The 15,692-nt window shown below is 68.3% G+C and carries 13 protein-coding genes and 2 pseudogenes; 8 read left to right on the top strand and 7 right to left on the bottom strand.

Annotated features, from left to right (window positions below; all coding sequences use genetic code 11):
* Positions 1 to 21 precede the first annotated feature (21 nt).
* Together LNW71_RS33745 and LNW71_RS33750 are read right to left on the bottom strand one after the other, a co-directional pair.
* Positions 22 to 1,337 (bottom strand): annotated as a pseudogene (locus LNW71_RS33745) (ABC transporter substrate-binding protein).
* A gap of 379 nt (positions 1,338 to 1,716) precedes the next feature.
* Positions 1,717 to 3,045 carry a ricin-type beta-trefoil lectin domain protein gene (locus LNW71_RS33750; RefSeq protein ID WP_250971653.1) on the bottom strand — a complete coding sequence of 443 codons (1,329 nt, stop codon included), beginning with the start codon at positions 3,043 to 3,045 and terminating at the stop codon, positions 1,717 to 1,719.
* Between the two features lie 631 nt (positions 3,046 to 3,676).
* Here LNW71_RS33750 and LNW71_RS33755 point away from each other — a divergent pair.
* Complete coding sequence (locus LNW71_RS33755) at positions 3,677 to 5,092, top strand: glycosyl hydrolase (RefSeq protein ID WP_250971654.1); 1,416 nt, start codon at positions 3,677 to 3,679, stop codon at positions 5,090 to 5,092.
* A 43-nt stretch (positions 5,093 to 5,135) separates the two neighbouring features.
* Positions 5,136 to 6,584, top strand: coding sequence for a glycosyl hydrolase (locus LNW71_RS33760; protein ID WP_250971655.1), 1,449 nt, complete (start codon positions 5,136 to 5,138; stop codon positions 6,582 to 6,584).
* 231 nt (positions 6,585 to 6,815) lie between these two features.
* On the opposite strand, the pseudogene LNW71_RS33765 reads toward LNW71_RS33760, so the two are convergent.
* Positions 6,816 to 7,703 (bottom strand): annotated as a pseudogene (locus tag LNW71_RS33765) (ROK family protein); the annotation flags it as partial.
* Between the two features lie 695 nt (positions 7,704 to 8,398).
* Between LNW71_RS33765 and LNW71_RS33770 the strand changes: the two are divergent.
* The 4 genes from LNW71_RS33770 (at position 8,399) to LNW71_RS33785 (ending at position 11,167) form a co-directional block, all read left to right on the top strand.
* The gene (locus LNW71_RS33770; protein ID WP_250971656.1) at positions 8,399 to 9,034 is read left to right on the top strand and encodes a hypothetical protein; all 636 of its coding nucleotides are present in this window, start codon (positions 8,399 to 8,401) and stop codon (positions 9,032 to 9,034) included.
* The gene (locus LNW71_RS33775; protein WP_250971657.1) at positions 8,958 to 9,311 is read left to right on the top strand and encodes a glycoside hydrolase family 30 beta sandwich domain-containing protein; all 354 of its coding nucleotides are present in this window, start codon (positions 8,958 to 8,960) and stop codon (positions 9,309 to 9,311) included. Before LNW71_RS33770 ends, LNW71_RS33775 begins: the two co-directional genes overlap by 77 nt.
* A 501-nt stretch (positions 9,312 to 9,812) precedes the next feature.
* Positions 9,813 to 10,874 (top strand): LacI family DNA-binding transcriptional regulator, encoded by a 1,062-nt coding sequence (locus LNW71_RS33780; RefSeq protein WP_250971658.1) that lies wholly within the window; start codon positions 9,813 to 9,815, stop codon positions 10,872 to 10,874.
* Positions 10,875 to 10,990: 116 nt separating this feature from the next.
* Positions 10,991 to 11,167 (top strand): hypothetical protein, encoded by a 177-nt coding sequence (locus LNW71_RS33785; RefSeq protein ID WP_250971659.1) that lies wholly within the window; start codon positions 10,991 to 10,993, stop codon positions 11,165 to 11,167.
* A gap of 13 nt (positions 11,168 to 11,180) precedes the next feature.
* Here the strand turns inward: LNW71_RS33785 and LNW71_RS33790 are convergent, their stop codons facing one another.
* Complete coding sequence (locus tag LNW71_RS33790) at positions 11,181 to 11,552, bottom strand: cupin domain-containing protein (RefSeq protein ID WP_250971660.1); 372 nt, start codon at positions 11,550 to 11,552, stop codon at positions 11,181 to 11,183.
* 111 nt (positions 11,553 to 11,663) lie between these two features.
* Between LNW71_RS33790 and LNW71_RS33795 the strand changes: the two genes are divergently transcribed.
* Both LNW71_RS33795 and LNW71_RS33800 read left to right on the top strand, forming a co-directional pair.
* Entirely contained in the window at positions 11,664 to 12,476 is an 813-nt protein-coding gene (locus LNW71_RS33795) for an AraC family transcriptional regulator (protein WP_250971661.1), read from the top strand.
* A 133-nt stretch (positions 12,477 to 12,609) separates the two neighbouring features.
* The gene (locus LNW71_RS33800) at positions 12,610 to 12,993 is read left to right on the top strand and encodes a VOC family protein (protein WP_250971662.1); all 384 of its coding nucleotides are present in this window, start codon (positions 12,610 to 12,612) and stop codon (positions 12,991 to 12,993) included.
* Between the two features lie 103 nt (positions 12,994 to 13,096).
* Here LNW71_RS33800 and LNW71_RS33805 read toward each other — a convergent pair whose 3' ends face one another.
* From LNW71_RS33805 to LNW71_RS33815, 3 genes are all read right to left on the bottom strand, one after another.
* Positions 13,097 to 13,897, bottom strand: coding sequence for a class I SAM-dependent methyltransferase (locus LNW71_RS33805; protein WP_250971663.1), 801 nt, complete (start codon positions 13,895 to 13,897; stop codon positions 13,097 to 13,099).
* A gap of 94 nt (positions 13,898 to 13,991) precedes the next feature.
* A complete protein-coding gene (locus LNW71_RS33810; RefSeq protein ID WP_250971664.1) occupies positions 13,992 to 14,483 on the bottom strand; it encodes an AMP-binding protein in 492 nt (163 codons plus the stop codon).
* Complete coding sequence (locus tag LNW71_RS33815; RefSeq protein ID WP_250971665.1) at positions 14,423 to 15,367, bottom strand: AMP-binding protein; 945 nt, start codon at positions 15,365 to 15,367, stop codon at positions 14,423 to 14,425. Before LNW71_RS33815 ends, LNW71_RS33810 begins: the two co-directional genes overlap by 61 nt.
* Positions 15,368 to 15,692 lie beyond the last annotated feature (325 nt).

A 15,692-nucleotide genomic window follows, 5' to 3' on the forward strand; every position in this document is an offset into this window, starting at 1 on the left:
AGAGGGGCGGCGGTACGAAGGTCAGCCGATCGTTCCCTGGGCGTCCGACCACTTCTGGTTGAGGTCCTTGAAGACTCCGGCCAGGTCGCCGCCGCCCGTGCCGCGGGCCACATCGACGATGTGCTGCGGGTAGTCCTGGGCGTTCAGCCCGACCTCGGACGCCTTGTCGATCTCGTCGACCTGCGCGGTCCTGTCGTAGTCGAGGTGGATGAACTTGACGCCCTGGTCCTGGAACGGCTTGAGGATGGCGGGCAGCGGCTCGGCCTTGACCGCGGAGATCGACAGCGCCGCCTGTGCATCACCGGACTTGTTGATGTACCAGTCCAGCCAGGCCCGTGCGGCGGCCTTGTTCGGGGAGTGCGCGCTGACGGCGTACTGGTAGTCGGGGCGTACCACGGAGCAGAAGTGGCCGTCCTTCTGCGCAGGGAAGGGCATGAACCCGATGTCCTCGGGTTCTTGCCGGCCTTCTTCGCTGCGTCCCGCATCTGCACCACGGCCCAGGAGCCCAGCCACATGGTGGCGACCTTGCCGGTCCCGATCAGGGTCTTGGAGTTCTCCCAATTGGTGGTGGTCGGGTCCGTCTCGGCGAGCTTGTCGTGCACGATGTCGTGCAGCAGCGTGTCGGTGGTGTGCAGGTCCGTACCCGGCGCCCACGGCTCCTTGGTCCCGGCCAGCTTGTCGTTGGCGGCCGGGTCGCAGCTGGGTGAACCCAGGGCGTTGCCCCAGTTCGTGAGCGGCCAGCCGTCGTGGTAATTCGTGTAGTACGGCGTCGCGTCGGTCTTCGCCTTGACGGCCTTGAGGCCGGAGAGGAACTCCTGCGGAGTGGTGGGCCAGTCGGTTATCCCGGCCTGCTTCCACACGGCCTTGTTGTACACGAACCCGTTGGCGGTTCCGATGTTGGCGACGCCGTACACCTTGTCGCTGACGGTCGCCCGCTCGGTGAAGTCGTAGGTCTTGGACAGTTCACCCGCGCTGCCGAGCGAGGCGAAGAACGTCGGGTACTGCTTGAGCGGGACGGAGTTGGGGATCGACAGGACATCCCCGTAGTTCTTGCTGTTCAGGCGGATCTTGACGTCACCCTCGTAGTCGGTGAGGCCCTGGAACTTGACCTTGACCTTCGGGTAGACCTTGTTGAACTTCTCGGCGTACCGCTTCAGCGTGCCGTCCTGCACCTGGTCGGTTCGGTTGGTCAGGACCGTGATGCTGCCCGAGACCTTGGTGGGGTCGCCGGGTGCTGTCGCCGCATCCGACGACGAGCCGCTGCCGGATCCGCCGCCGCACGCCGTCAGCGTGAGGGCGAGCACAACTCCCGTTCCCGTTATGGCTGTTCTGCGCATGCCGGTCCTACTCCCTTGCACTCGAGGGGAAACGCCGCACTGCATGCCACGCAGCGACGGACGTCTCGTCGTCGGGCGAAGCGGCTTGATGGCTGCTTAACGTAGAGGGAACACGGAGCCGTGTCCATAGAACGGTCTAGTTACGTAGAAGACCGTGTGCGTAAGCAGTCTGCGGATGAGGAACCGTTGGTCTTACTGAACGATTGATGGGGGCATTTCGGGCAGGATGGCCGGGGGGCGTCCCCTGTGGGGACGTACCGCCCGGGGCTCGGGCAGCTGCTCGAAGGGCGCTCCGGCACGGCTGCGCCGGGCATGCCGACGTGCGCCGGCCGACGGCTGCTGTACCCCGTCGGCCGGCGCACGGTTGTGTTCCAGCGCGTCAGCGGGCTGGCGGCGGCATGGGGTGCTTCTTGAAGAACTCCCACATCAGGGCATTGGCGCTGATCTCGTGGGTGACGGTCCCGTTGCCGTTGTCGTGCGGGGTGTCCGGCCAGGTGTGGCCGCCGTCGGACACCGTGTACAGCTCGACATCGGCGCCGTCGCGGCAGTTGGCGTAGACGGTCCTGCGGACGTGAGTGGTGGTCTGCTCGCTGGTCGGCCCCGCGGTGCAGCCGTTCAGGGCGGCCCAACGCTGCTGCGCCACCGGTACGGAGTAGCGCCAGGCGTTGTTGTCACCCCCGCCGTCGTACGGATTGGTCGCGTCCTGCTGACCGTGGAAGGCGATCACCGGGACGGCGCGGGACGGGGCGCATGAGGCGGGGTCGGGCCGATCGGCACCGGAAGGGTCCGGCCGGCCGGACCTGATCCCGGCCACCGGTGCGATGGCGGCGATCCTGTCGGGCAGCATGCAGCCCAGGGCCGAGGTCATGCGCCCGCCGCCGGAGTAGCCGGTCGCGTAGATCCTCGTGGGGTCGAGGCAGGCGCTGACCGTGAGGGTGTCGATGACCTGGCGGATGAAGCCGACATCGTCACGCGTGCCGCTCGGCGTGACGTAGGGGACGTGCCAGATGTAGCCACTGCCGCTGGGGACCACGCCCGTGGGAGCCACCACGACGAATCCGTTCGAGTCCGCCGCGGTCGCCATGGCGCTGTAGGTCAGCTGTCCCTGCCCGGTGGACTGGCTGCCGTGGAGGTTCACGACCATGGGCAGGCGGGTGCCTGCCGGGCGGTCAGGGATGTGCACCAGGACCTGATAGGTCTTTCCCGCATAGGAGACCGGCGTGTTGTACTGGCCGCTGTCCAGGCCTGCGGCGCATGAGTCCGGGGGAGTGGTGCCGCCGTCGGGGAGGTGCCAGGTCTGCCAGGGGTTGGTGTTGCGGTCCCAGATCTGCAGACGGGTCCCGTTCACGGTGCTACCACCAGGGACGTCGAGATACCGGCCGGACTGCGGGTTCTTCAGATGCCCGTCCGCCTCCGCACTCCACTGCTGGGCCCCGGAACCATTGCAGTCCCACAACTGCGACTTCGTCCCGTTCACCGTCCCCTGCCCGGTCACGTCCAAGCACTTCCCCAACGCCCGGACCGTGCCGTCCGCACCCACCGTCCACTTCTGCGCACTGCCACCGTTGCAGTCCCACAACTGCACCGCAGTACCGTTCACCGTCCCCGCACCCGCCACATCCACACACTTACCACCCACCCCCGAAACCGCACCGGTGGCCTGACTGGCGGCGGATGCGGTGGGGACGACGCCGAGGGCGACCACCACTGCCGCGAGGGCGGTGCCTGCGGCAGCAGTGGTCGCACGGCGTCGGCCGGCTGGTCGTGGGGGTCGAGACCTTCTCAGGAGTAACAGTCCGGCGAGCATGGGTCACCTTTCGGGGGGCGGGCAGGGGGAGCGGCCGCCACAGTAGACCCGGCAACCATGCCTGTCCATATACCGTTGCAGTAGTTCTGGTGGCAGCGGCACTTCCCTGAAGATGCCGGCCGACTGCTCCGCTTCGACGCCCCTCACACGTGCGTGATCTGTCTCATCTACCTCTGGATCAGGTTGATTTGGCGTCGGCGGGTGTGTCCGACTGGTGCTGCTGCCGGATGTGACCGCCCGCCGGGATGCGCTGACGGACGAGCGCTCGTACCGGTCATTCCGGATGAATCCGCGACAGTAACTCGCACGTTTTATGTCGTGGCCGTCCAATCCATTGACACCGCCCTGGTCCAGTCCTAGCTTCCAGGCGTCGATTCGTCCTGTTGGCCGCAGCGCGCGACATCGATGTCACCCCGGCGCAGCCGACCCTCCCGTCGCCCTGTGCGCCGTACCCCCACTGACATTCATGAGAGGGACCTCCCCTGTGAGTCCGAGACGGAAGACATTCACGCGCAGGAGCACGGCCGCACTGGTGGCCGGCTCGGTTGCCGCCCTTGCTTGGCTGGCCGCGCCTACTTCGCACGCAGTCACCTCGCCCTCCCCGGAAGCGGCCGCGGCAGCTTCCACACCCGACGCAGTCGTCGACTATCTCCACGGGATCAGCGGCAACCATGTCGTCAGCGGAGTCCACAACAAGGAGCCGTTGAACAACCCCTCGCAGTACACCGCGCAGGCTCACACCCTGACCGGTAAATGGCCGGGGGTGTGGGGCGGCGAGCTGGGCTTCCGGTCGGACGACATCGCCAACAGGCAGACGCTGATCAACCAGGCGAAGACCGAGTGGAACAACGGCTCACTGGTGAGCCTGACCTGGCACATGTGCAAACCGAACGTGACCAGCTGCGAGTTCGACGGCGGTGTCAACGGCAGCAGCCTCTCCGACTCGGAGTGGCAGCAGCTCATCACTGACGGCAGCGCGCTGAACAGCGCCTACAAGTCCAAGCTCGACACCGCCGTGCCGTACTTCCAACAGCTCAAGGACGCCGGCATCCCGGTGCTGTTCAGGCCGCTGCACGAGATGAACGAGGGGTGGGCGTGGTGGGGCGGCCGGTCCGGTGCCAACGGCAGCGCCCGGCTGTTCCAGATCACCCACGACTACCTGGAGTCCAAGGGCCTCGACAACATCGTCTGGGTGTGGAACGTCAAGGACACCGACGCCAACAACGGCTCCGCGGGGGTCGCGGGCTTCTATCCGGGCGACAACTACGCCGACGTCGCCAGCCTTGACCCCTGGGTGCACAGCTGGCCGGGCAGCAACTGGTACCAGGCCCTGCTGGACGTCGCCCACGGCAAACCCATCTCGCTGGCGGAGGTCGGGGCCGTGCCCACTCCCGCCCAGCTGGCCTCCCAGCCCCAGTGGACCTGGTTCATGATCTGGTCCGAGTACCTCACCTCGGCCAACTCCTCCTCGCGACTGCAGACCACGTTCAACGATGCGCGGGTGCTGAGTCAGGGGCAGTTGACGATCCCGGGTGGTGGTCCGACGGATCCGCCTGCGGGCTCCGGTTCGGGTGCGGTTTCGGGGGTGGGTGGTAAGTGTGTGGATGTGGCGGGTGCGGGGACGGTGAACGGTACTGCGGTGCAGTTGTGGGACTGCAACGGTGGCAGTGCGCAGAAGTGGACGGTGGGTGCGGACGGCACGGTCCGGGCGTTGGGGAAGTGCTTGGACGTGACCGGGCAGGGGACGGTGAACGGGACGAAGTCGCAGTTGTGGGACTGCAATGGTTCCGGGGCTCAGCAGTGGAGTGCGGAGGCGGACGGGCATCTGAAGAACCCGCAGTCCGGCCGGTATCTCGACGTCCCTGGTGGTAGCACCGTGAACGGGACCCGTCTGCAGATCTGGGACCGCAACACCAACCCCTGGCAGACCTGGCACCTCCCCACCTGAACAGGCCCCGCAGAATCCTCCCCCGCACAAGAGAGGCACAGCCATGTCCACACGCTCCCGAACACGCGCACTGCTCGCAAGCACGGCGGCCGCGTCGTTCGCCACGCTCGCCCTGGCCACCAGCGGTGCGGCCTCCGCAGCCCCTCCCGCCCCAGCCGGTGTCACCCGGGCGGACGAGATCGCCTACCTCAAGGGCCTGACCGGCAACCACGTGCTCTCCGGCCAGCAGGGCGGCGCCAACAGCGACCCGGCCTACTGGACCCAGAAGGTCCGCGACATCACGGGCAAGTACCCGGGGATCTGGAACGGCGACTTCGGGTTCAGTCAGAACGACATCGACAACCGGCAGAAGGTCATCGACCAGGCGAAGACCGAGTGGAACAACGGCAGCCTGCCCGGACTGATGATGCACGCCTGCAGGCCCGACGTCGCCACCTGCGCCTTCGAAGGCGGCGCGGACCCGGTGAAGGGCAGCAAGCTCTCGGACTCCGAATGGCAGCAGGTGATCACCGACGGCGCCGCGCTCAACACCGCCTACAAGCACAAGCTCGACCAGTTCGTCCCCTACTTCCAGCAGCTCAAGGACGCCGGCATCCCGGTGCTGTTCCGGCCGCTGCACGAACTCAACGAGGGGTGGGCCTGGTGGGGCGGCCGGTCCGGTGCCAACGGCAGCGCCCGGCTGTTCCAGATCACCCACGACTACCTGGAGTCCAAGGGCCTCGACAACATCATCTGGGTGTGGGCTCCCAAGGACGTGCAGGGCGGTGCGGGCCAGGCCGCCGGATACTACCCCGGTGACGCCTACGTCGACGTGGTCGGCCTGGATGTGTGGTGGGGCAAGTTCCCCTCCACCGACTGGTACAACGCCCTGTCCGACATCGCCGGCGCCAAGCCCATGGCCCTGGCCGAGGTCGGCAGCGTCCCCCAGCCCGCGCAGCTGACCGCCCAGCCCAAATGGGTGTACTGGAACGTGTGGCTGGACTACCTGACCAACGCCTCCTACAACACGAACGCCTCGGTCCAGGCTGGATACTACGATGCGCGGGTGCTGAGTCAGGGGCAGTTGACGATCCCGGATGGTGGTCCGACGGATCCGCCTGCGGGCTCCGGTTCGGGTGCGGTTTCGGGGGTGGGTGGTAAGTGTGTGGATGTGGCGGGTGCGGGGACGGTGAACGGTACTGCGGTGCAGTTGTGGGACTGCAACGGTGGCAGTGCGCAGAAGTGGACGGTGGGTGCGGACGGCACGGTCCGGGCGTTGGGGAAGTGCTTGGACGTGACCGGGCAGGGGACGGTGAACGGGACGAAGGTGCAGTTGTGGGACTGCAATGGTTCCGGGGCCCAGCAGTGGAGTGCGGAGGCGGACGGGCATCTGAAGAACCCGCAGTCCGGCCGGTATCTCGACGTCCCCGGTGGTAGCACCGTGAACGGGACCCGTCTGCAGATCTGGGACCGCAACACCAACCCCTGGCAGACCTGGCACCTCCCCACCTGAACCGGTCCTCCCCGCCTCAGGGCCGTCCGTGTACGCCGGACGGCCCTGAGGCCTGGCCGCGCCTGACGGGGCACCATGGCGCCCTGGGCGACGGACGGGCTGAGGCGCAAGTGGTCCGGTCACCCCACAGCGGCGTTCCGCCCGCCGGCGTGGTGACCGGGATCCGTGGGTGAGGATCGGCAGCAAATCAGCCGACGCCGACGGGTTCCAGATCGGCGGCCAGGAACGCCGCCCCACCAGCCCGGCATCGGCCCGCAGGGCCGCTTGCTCGATCCGCACTCCCGACGCGAAAGGCAGCACGGCATACGCGGCAAGGTGACGGCGCAGCGGCGGGAACAGGACATCGTGTGCCTCGCCCACACCGCCCCCGATGACGGCCACTTCGATCTCGACCAGCGTGGCCACAGCCGCGACGGCCGCCGCCAGGGCGCGGGCCGCGGCGTCGAAGGCGGTCAGGGCAGCCGCGTCGCCCGCGCGGGCGTCGGCCGCCAGCCCCGGACCGTCGGCCCGCCCGGAGGGCTGCCACCCCTGACCCAGCGCGCGCCGGATCAGGGACGGGCCGCTCGCCAACTGCTCGACGCAGCCGCGGGAGCCGCAGGCGCAGGGGTCTCCCATCAGGTCCACGGTCACGTGGCCCAGATGGCCGGCGTTCCCGGTGGGGCCGGTACGCACGGCTCCGTCCATCACCAGGCCGGCACCCACTCCCGTGGAGACCACCATGCACAACGCGTCCCTGCACCCTCGGGCGGCACCGATCCGGTGCTCCGCCGCCGTCATCGCGACCGCGTCACCGCAGAGGGCCACCGGCAGCCCGGTAGCCGCCGGCAGAGCGCGCACCTGGTCGACTATCGGGAAGCCGCGCCACCCGGGGATGTTGACCGGACTGACCATCCCGCGGCCGATGTCCACGGGGCCGGCGCTGGCGATTCCCAGCGCACTCACCTGGTGCCACTCCGGAAGCACGGCAAGCTCCTCCAGGACGTCCGCGACAGCGCGGAAGACCCGGTGCGCCGGGGCCTGCCCCGGGGTGAGGCGCTGCGCCCGGTGGAGCACCCTGCCCTTCCTGTCCAGGACCGCCCCGGCGATCTTGGTGCCGCCGATGTCCAGAGCGGCCAGCAGTCCCTCGCGCCCCTGTCCGACGGGGCGGGCGACACCTCAGGGGCACGTGTGACCATGGCTGTTCTCCGTTTGAGTCAGGGGCCGGAACCGATGGCGCGGCGGCGTGTTGCGGGGTTTGCACAGAGTGCGCCGCCTGGAGAGAACCACTTCGCGGGGGCGGCGACGGCGGAAAACCAGGCTGAGTGTACTGCATCGTTTTATGTCGCGGGAGGCTTCGTTGTGAAGTGCTGTGAAGTCGCATCCGTGAGGTGGAACGGCAGTCAACAGTAGGTATACATAGGCTATTTAGCATGCATATTCCTACCGCTGCACGAGGTGGCCAGGAGAGGCTGCAGCCGACGAGTCCCACATCGATGGATCGGGCTCGATGCGGAATTACTGGACCGTTTTATAGACGTGGAACCCTTCTCGCGCTACGTTGAACTCGCTTGCCATGCACGAGAGTTGGCTGATCCCGGCTCGCCTGCAGCTCGCGCCTGCTCGGTGGCGTCCGAAGCGGCAGGTGTGCGTCAACGCGTTCTTCCGCACTGGCGCTTGACGAGGGTGCTTGGCGCCCGGCCCATGAGCATCCGTACGCATGCGTCGGAGGCGACGCCACTGCCTCGGCGCTCATCGCACGCGGCGCGGCCGCCCTGGCAGCTCGGCGCCGCAGACCGCAGGCGCAGACCCCGTATCGCCCGTCTCAAGAGAGCATCATGATTTTCAGATCGTTCACCGGCCGGTCCGGCACCACCGTCCACGTCGACCCCGCGCTCACGTTCCAGAAGCTCACCGGTTTCGGCGCCTCCCTCACCGACTCCTCGGCGGCCGTGCTCTACCGACTGGACGAGAAGCAACGCGACGCGCTGCTGGGGGAGTTGTTCAGCCCGCAAGACGGCAACGGCTTGAGCATGCTGCGCCAGCCCATCGGTGCGTCGGACTTCGCCACCTCCCTCTACAGCTTCGACGACGTTCCGGCGGGCAGGACCGACTACGGCCTCAGGCACTTCAGCGTCGCCCACGACACCAAGCAGATCCTGCCGCTGTTGCGGCAGGCCAGGGCTCTCAATCCCCGGCTGAAGGTCATCGCCAGCCCGTGGAGCCCGCCGGCCTGGATGAAGACCGGCGGCTCGATGATCGACGGCAAGCTCATCGACGACCCGCGGATCTACGATGCCTACGCCCGGTACCTGGTGAAGTTCGTCCAGGCCTACGCGGCACACGGCGTGCCGGTCGACTACCTCACCGTGCAGAACGAGCCGCAGGCCCAGTTGCGTGCCGACTACCCGGGCACGGACCTGCCCGTCGCGCAGCAGGCCGCGGTCATCGAGCGGCTCGGCCCGTACGGGTGACGTCACCTACACCGACAACTACTACACCCTGGCGCACTTCTCCCGCTTCACCCGCCCCGGGGCCACCCGCATCGCGGCGAGCGTGGCCGCGGCCGAGGGTGACACCGCGCCCGTGCAGGCGTCGGCCTTCACGAATCCCGACGGCAGCACCGCCCTCGTCCTCCACAACCCCAGTACGACGGTCGCGCACACCACGACCATCAGCGCGCCCGGCGTCCACGTGACCACCAAGGTCGCGCCCGACTCGACCGTCACCTACACCTGGGCCCGTCCCTGACGGATGTAGGCAGGCGGGCAGGGTGTGAGGCCCCGTGCGCTTGCCGGGTGCCGATCGCTGCCGCTCATCTCGTCGGGCGGCCACGACCGCACCCGGCAGGTCCCTGCGGGCAGCGCCACCGCTACCGGCGCGTGGGGACGGCCCGGCGTGCGTTACCTCGGCATCCCCCGGCGTCACCTCTCGGCATCGCCTGGCCGGCGGCCGGAGGGGGTATCCGTCGGGCGCGGCATGCTCTCCGGGGAGCGGCGTGGCGTGTCCTGTCGAGATAGAACGTTCGAGTAAATCAGCGGTTCAGCGAACCCGCGGGCCGCTTCCCGGCTGACCCGTCGCTCTCGTGCCCGGCAACGGCTGACAGCTCGCTTCCCATGGCAGGCAGGGGAAAAGCGTCTACTATGAGGCGGCTCGGTGCCTCGTGGCGGAGCAGGCTAACCTCGCTGTCCACGCTACTGGCACGCTCAAGCATCGCAGGCCCTCCGGGTCGGGCATGCGAGGACAACACGCATGAAGGCGGACACTTTGGTGGGTCGGACGGCATCTCCCTCAGGAAGCGGGCGCAAGACCACGATCAGGGACGTCGCCCAGCGGGCCGGCGTTTCGCCGTCAGCGGTGACCCTCGCCATGCACGGCAAGCCAGGCGTCTCGTCGACCACCAAGGAGCGGATCCTGCAGGCCGCGCGGGACCTCGGCTGGAGCCCGAACCAGGCAGCACAGTCCCTGAAGGGGCAGGCCCTGCATTCAGTGGGCCTCGCGATCGCCCGGCCTGCCCGGATGCTGGGGCTCGAACCGTTCTACATGGAGTTCATCTCCGGCATAGAGAGTGTGCTGACGCAGCACTCCTGCTCGCTGCTCCTGCGCCTGGTGGAACCGGACGAGGAGATCGAGGTCCATCGCGACTGGTGGCAGGGCAATCGGGCCAGCGGCAGCATCCTCGTCGACCTGCGCGTGGACGACCCGCGCATCGCCGCGTTGTCGGCCATCTCGCTGCCCGCCGTCGCGGTCGGACACCCTTCGCTGGCCGGCCCCTTCACCGCTGTGTGGACCGATGACGCAGCCGCCGTGGTGGAGGCCGTGCGCTACCTCGCAGCTCTCGGGCACCGGACGATCGGGCGGGTCAGCGGCCCGGCCGAACTGGGCCACAGCATGATCCGAACCAAGGCGTTCACGGACACGGCGCAGGAGCTCGGGCTGCAGGCGCGCACCGTGGTGGCCGATTTCTCCGCCGACCAGGGGAGCAGAGCGTGCCGCACCTTGCTGCTGTCGGCCGAGCGCCCCACCGCGATCATCTTCGACAACGACCTGATGGCCGTCACCGCTCTGGGGGTTGCCGCGGAGTTCGGGCTGTCCGTACCCCATGATCTGTCCCTGCTGGCCTGGGACGACTCCCAGCTGTGCCAGCTCACCCGTCCGACGCTGTCCGCGATGCAGCACGACGTCTTCTCCTTCGGAGCGGACGTGACCGAGACGCTCTTCGACGTCATGCTGGGCCGGGAGGCCTCCTCGCATGCGGCGCAGGTCCCCAGACTCGTGCCGCGGGCGTCCACCGCGCCCCCACCCCGGTCGTGACGGACCGGCCGGCGGCAGCGAACTCGCAGGGCGGGCATCACCCTCTCCGAGTCCCCAGGGCCCAGCGTTGTGCCGGCCGCTCGACATCATGCCGGCGGCGGGGACTCACGCCGGCCATGGAACAGGCCAGACTCGTCTTCGCCGCGCCTGTCGCTTCCGCCAGCCGGCAGTTGTTGCCCTCCGGCGGCGGAGTACACCCCGACGTGCTGGCCGCCCAGCGTAGCGAGCGCACCCGCATCCGCAGCGCGAAAGACATCCGGCGGGGCGGACGCCGCAGCGCCGAGGCGGCCTGACGCCGCTCCTGCGCTAGTTGAGGGCCTCCGCCACCCTGGTCATCGGCCCTCCTGCGTTACCGGTGTTGATCGTTCCTGCCGGTTCGAACAGCAGGATCGCGGTCTCTTCGTCCGCCACTGGGCAGTGTTCGACACCGCGGGGAACCACGAACAACTCACCTGGTCCCAGCACCACATCGTGCTCCCTGAGCTGGATGGTGAGCCGTCCGCTGATGACCAGGAACAGTTCGTCGGTGTTCTCGTGGCTGTGCCAGACGAACTCCCCCTTCAGCTTCGCCAGCTTCACCTCGTAGTCGTTGAGTTCTGCCACCTTCTTCTGCGTCCACAGCTCGCTGAACTGCGCGAGTTTGTCAGCGATGTTGACGGCAACAGGAAACGTGGACATGCGGCGTTCCTTCCTCGGGGCCAGTAGCTCCGGAGGCTTCGGCCTCCCGCTGTCCGGCTGGTGCCACGAGCCTGCCGCCCTCGGGCCGTGCTGGTCTTGTACGTTCCTGGCATGACCGCAGAACGCCCCCGTACGACCATCAGCGCCTGGCGGCCGTCGGTTCCGGGAATCGCAGAGGTCTTCCACGCGCACTTCACCGACCACGCGTATCCGGCCCACACTCACGACACGTGGGACCTGATGATCCTCGATGACGGTGCGGTCGACTTCGCACTCGACCGCCGCCGCCATGGAGCGACCGGTGCGGCGAGCGTCCTCCTGCTGCCTCCGGGCGTCCCCCACGACGGCCGGACGGTCACAGCCTCAGGCTTCCGCAAGCGCGTTCTCTACCTCGACGACTCGGTGCTTCCGCAGAGACTGGCCGACGGCGCGGTGGACGGCCCGGTCCTCGATGACGAGGTGCTGCGCGATCGGATCCACCGGCTGCACGTTTCCCTCGGCCACAGGGGAGACGAGTTCGAAGCCGAGTCCCGCCTCTCCTTCATCCGCGAACGGCTCCACTTCCACCTCGACGGGCTCCAGCCCCGCACGCCGAGCCGCGAGGCGAACCGACTGGCGGCAGGGCTGCGAGAACTACTGGACTCCCGGATAGCCGTCGGCATATCGCTGCACGAGGCTGCCGCCGCTCTGCATGCTCACCCCACCCACCTGATCCGCTGCTTCAAACAGACCTACGGCCTGCCACCGCACACCTACCTCACAGGCAAACGCATCGACCAAGCGCGCAAGCTCCTGCTCGACGGCCTTCGACCGGCCCAGGTCGCTACTACCGTCGGATTTCACGACCAAGCCCACCTGAATCGCCACTTCACACGCCACGTGGGCACCACGCCCGGACGCTACGCGGACACTCACCAACTCTGAGGCAGCAGCGGATGCCCCGACCCATCCGCCCGGCCCAGAAGCCCCGGACACGATCTCCGCCTTGCGGTGCACCGCATCTGACGCCGCGCGCTGATCCACCAGGGATTACGGGACAGCCCTTAGCCTCGGGACCATGGGACTTGAATGGGAACAGCTCGTCGTCGACGCCGTCGACCCGGTTGCCCTGGGCCGATGGTGGCGCGAGGCGCTGGGCTGGATCGTTGTGAACGACTCGCCCGAGGAGTACGAGATCAGGCCGGAGCCCGCCCGGCTGCCCGGCCTGCTCTTCGGGCCCGCTCCAAAGGGAAAGACCGTCAAGAACCGCCTCCATCTGGACTTCCGTCCCGACGACCGGGATGCGGAGGTCGAGCGCTTGCTGTCCCTCGGCGCCCGCCACGCGGACGTCGGGCAGCGGGGGGACGAGCCGTGGGTGGTGCTTGCGGACCCTGAGGGGAATGAGTTCTGCGTGCTGGGGGAGCGGTCTCGGAACAGCGGTGAGGCAGCTTCATTCGGATGAGAGGTTCTGAACACGCACCGGCTGGCGTAAACCCTCGCTGCCGTCGACCGCGATGATTCGGCGGGGCCGTTCGTCGAGGCTGCCATCCGAGCGACGAGGTGTACTACGGCTCGTAGCGCCGCCGCGCGAGATGGACCGTGAGGTCGGCGACGATTTCGACCGTCTCAGGCAGAACCTTCATGATCTGCCTCAATGCCTGCTCCCGCTCCGTGGCGGGCAGCACCAGGTAGGCCGAGATGGTCGAGAGCTGGCCGACGTAGTCGCGAGCGCTCATCGCCAAGCGACGTTCGATCTGACGCTGTTGAACGCCGGTGAACCATTCAGACCGTTGGAGTTCCGTGCCCGGCCACTGCATGTCGTGCTCCGGCGGTGTCCCGTCCGGGGACGGAACGTCGTCGTTCTCCAAGAACGGTGCACGTGCTGTACGAACCGCCGTGGCCACGGCCGGGTCTGCCAGCTGCATCGGCCCTCCGAACGAGGCGAACACGCCGCCTGGCTCCAGCAGTGCGGCCATGCGCGTCCACCGGCCCTCCGGGCTCGTCCAGTGCAGCGCAGCCGCCGCATAGACCAGTCCGTACCTCTCGCCCGGTCGCAGGTCGTCGAACGCCGCCTGCACGGTCCTGACACTGGTCGGCACGTGCTTGCGCAGTTCGGCGAGCATGGCTCCGTCAGGCTCGGTCGCGGTGACCGCGACGCCCCTTTCAGCGAACAGGCGGGTTGCCTTGCCGGTCCCGGAGCCGATCTCCAGGGCAGTCCGGACCGGCTGACCCGCGTACGCCGTCACCATGTCGAAGAGCTCCGCGGGATACCCCGGCCGGAAATGTTCGTATGCTTCCGCCACCGCTCCGAAGCTCAGCGCTCGACCAGACATGACGAGCATCCTGACACGATCTGCGTCGTCCATGCATGGTCTTTACGCCTGACCTGGCCGGCCGAGCGAGGCTACTGGATGAGCCGGTGCTGCGGCCGTGGGCATGCGGTGTCGGCCGGCACCCACGCTACGTGGGTTCCGGCGGAGCAGTGCTTCCAGTTGTGAGGCAGCCGGTCACCACCAGGTTGCCGTCCGGGGTGTGGCGCGCGAGCCTGCCGGTGCGGAGGTAGCCGTCGGGCGTGAAGGAGAGCACGTTGTGGCGGGGCGCCCGGTAGTAGCCGCGCAAGGTGTACGGGCCGCGGGCGAGGAGCTCGCCGGGTTGTCCGTCGGGCACATCCTCGCCGGTGATGTCGACAATGCGGACCTCGTCGTCGGGTGAGAGAGGCCGTCCCTGCGTGGTGAGCACGGTCTCGTCCGGATCGGCCGGCCTGGTGAGAATGAGCGGCCCCTCACCCGTACCGAATACCTGCTGCAGGCGGCAGCCCAGGTGGGTGCCCATGCGTTCGGCGGTCGCCCGGTGCAGGCGCCCGCCGCCGATCTGCGTGAGACGCAGAGAGCTCAAGTCGGCCTGGACCGTGGAAAGTGCGTCCAGCCAGAGCTGAGCGACGGTGGGTACCACCGAGGTGATGGTGACGCGCTCCTGCGCGATGGCCTGAAGGCACTCGACGGCCCCGTGCCCTCGACCAGGACGACGGTCCCGCCGACGGAGAGGGTGCCGACGACGCCGGGGGCGCCGAAGGCGAGGTTGCTCCCGGCCGGCAGAGTGGCGAGGTACACGTCGTTCTCCTTCGAGTCCACCAACTCGGCAGCGGCCCGCGCCTGGTAGGCGTAGTCGTTGTGGGTGCGCGGAATCAGGTTCGGCGCCTCGTCGGGGCCGTCCGGGAGCAGGAGGAACGCGACCTGGTCCGCGCTCTGCGCAGCCGCCGGCCCGGGCGGGGCGTCGACGGAGCCCAGTGGGAAGTAGTGGCAGCCCGACGAGTCACTCATGAGCCCGCCGTACGGGGACGAGGTGCCCGGCGCCTCGTAGCTGAACACCCGCCGCAGGAAGGGCCATCGGGCCGCGATGTCCGCGGCCATCGCTGTGTGGTCGAAGCCCTGGGAGGTGGCGGGACCGACGTAGCCGACAGCCTGGGTGACACGCACGAGGTGGGTCACCTGGGAAACGCGGTGCGAGACCGGGCAGAGCACGGGGACCGCTCCCAGGCGCATCAGCGCGAACACGGTGATGACGAACTCGGGAACGTTCGGCAGTTGGACGACGACCCGTTGCCGGGGCCGGAGCCCGCGCAGCCTGAATCCGGCTGCCATGCGCTCCACACGTCGGTTCAGGCCCGCGTACGTGGTGCGGGTGCCGCCGTGCACGAGCGCGGTCCGCGTTCCGTACTGCAGGGCCCAGCCGCGCAACAGGTTGTCCAGCGTGTTGCCTTGCCAGTGCCCGGCCGCCCAGTAGCGGTCGACGAACTCCTCCGGCCAGGGAGTGCAGCCGTCGAGTATGGAAGCCATCGGATTCCTCCTGTCTGAGTTCCCGAACCGCAGGCCGTGCGAGTCGTGTCATCGCGACGGGGCGGACGGCGGTGAACTCGACGACTGCGGCTCGGCTTCCACCCCCGCCGAGGTTGAGTTCGGTAGCCTCGGCCACCAGGCCGCCCATGTGCTCCATCAGGTGCGCGCCACCACGCGAACCCCTCTCGCCATCGGGGCGCGAACCCGCCGTTCTGACCTTGGCAACCCAATCCGTCAACCCCGCCGGTACGCAACGCTCCTTTCGAACCAAAGGCGCTGGATTCCCTCAGCGAAATGACCAACGCGCGCCGCTGAGCAGCGAGAG

The sequence above is a fragment of the Streptomyces sp. RKAG290 genome, assembly GCF_023701695.1.
Taxonomy (GTDB): domain Bacteria; phylum Actinomycetota; class Actinomycetes; order Streptomycetales; family Streptomycetaceae; genus Streptomyces.

Coding starts and splice junctions, on each gene's coding strand:
- LNW71_RS33800 (WP_250971662.1), top strand. CDS start 12,610: ATGGGACTTGAATGGGAACAGCTCGTCGTCGACGCCGTCGACCCGGTT.
- LNW71_RS33795 (WP_250971661.1), top strand. CDS start 11,664: ATGACCGCAGAACGCCCCCGTACGACCATCAGCGCCTGGCGGCCGTCG.
- LNW71_RS33770 (WP_250971656.1), top strand. CDS start 8,399: ATGATTTTCAGATCGTTCACCGGCCGGTCCGGCACCACCGTCCACGTC.
- LNW71_RS33790 (WP_250971660.1), bottom strand. CDS start 11,552: ATGTCCACGTTTCCTGTTGCCGTCAACATCGCTGACAAACTCGCGCAG.
- LNW71_RS33760 (WP_250971655.1), top strand. CDS start 5,136: ATGTCCACACGCTCCCGAACACGCGCACTGCTCGCAAGCACGGCGGCC.
- LNW71_RS33815 (WP_250971665.1), bottom strand. CDS start 15,367: ATGGCTTCCATACTCGACGGCTGCACTCCCTGGCCGGAGGAGTTCGTC.
- LNW71_RS33785 (WP_250971659.1), top strand. CDS start 10,991: ATGGAACAGGCCAGACTCGTCTTCGCCGCGCCTGTCGCTTCCGCCAGC.
- LNW71_RS33805 (WP_250971663.1), bottom strand. CDS start 13,897: ATGGACGACGCAGATCGTGTCAGGATGCTCGTCATGTCTGGTCGAGCG.
- LNW71_RS33780 (WP_250971658.1), top strand. CDS start 9,813: ATGAAGGCGGACACTTTGGTGGGTCGGACGGCATCTCCCTCAGGAAGC.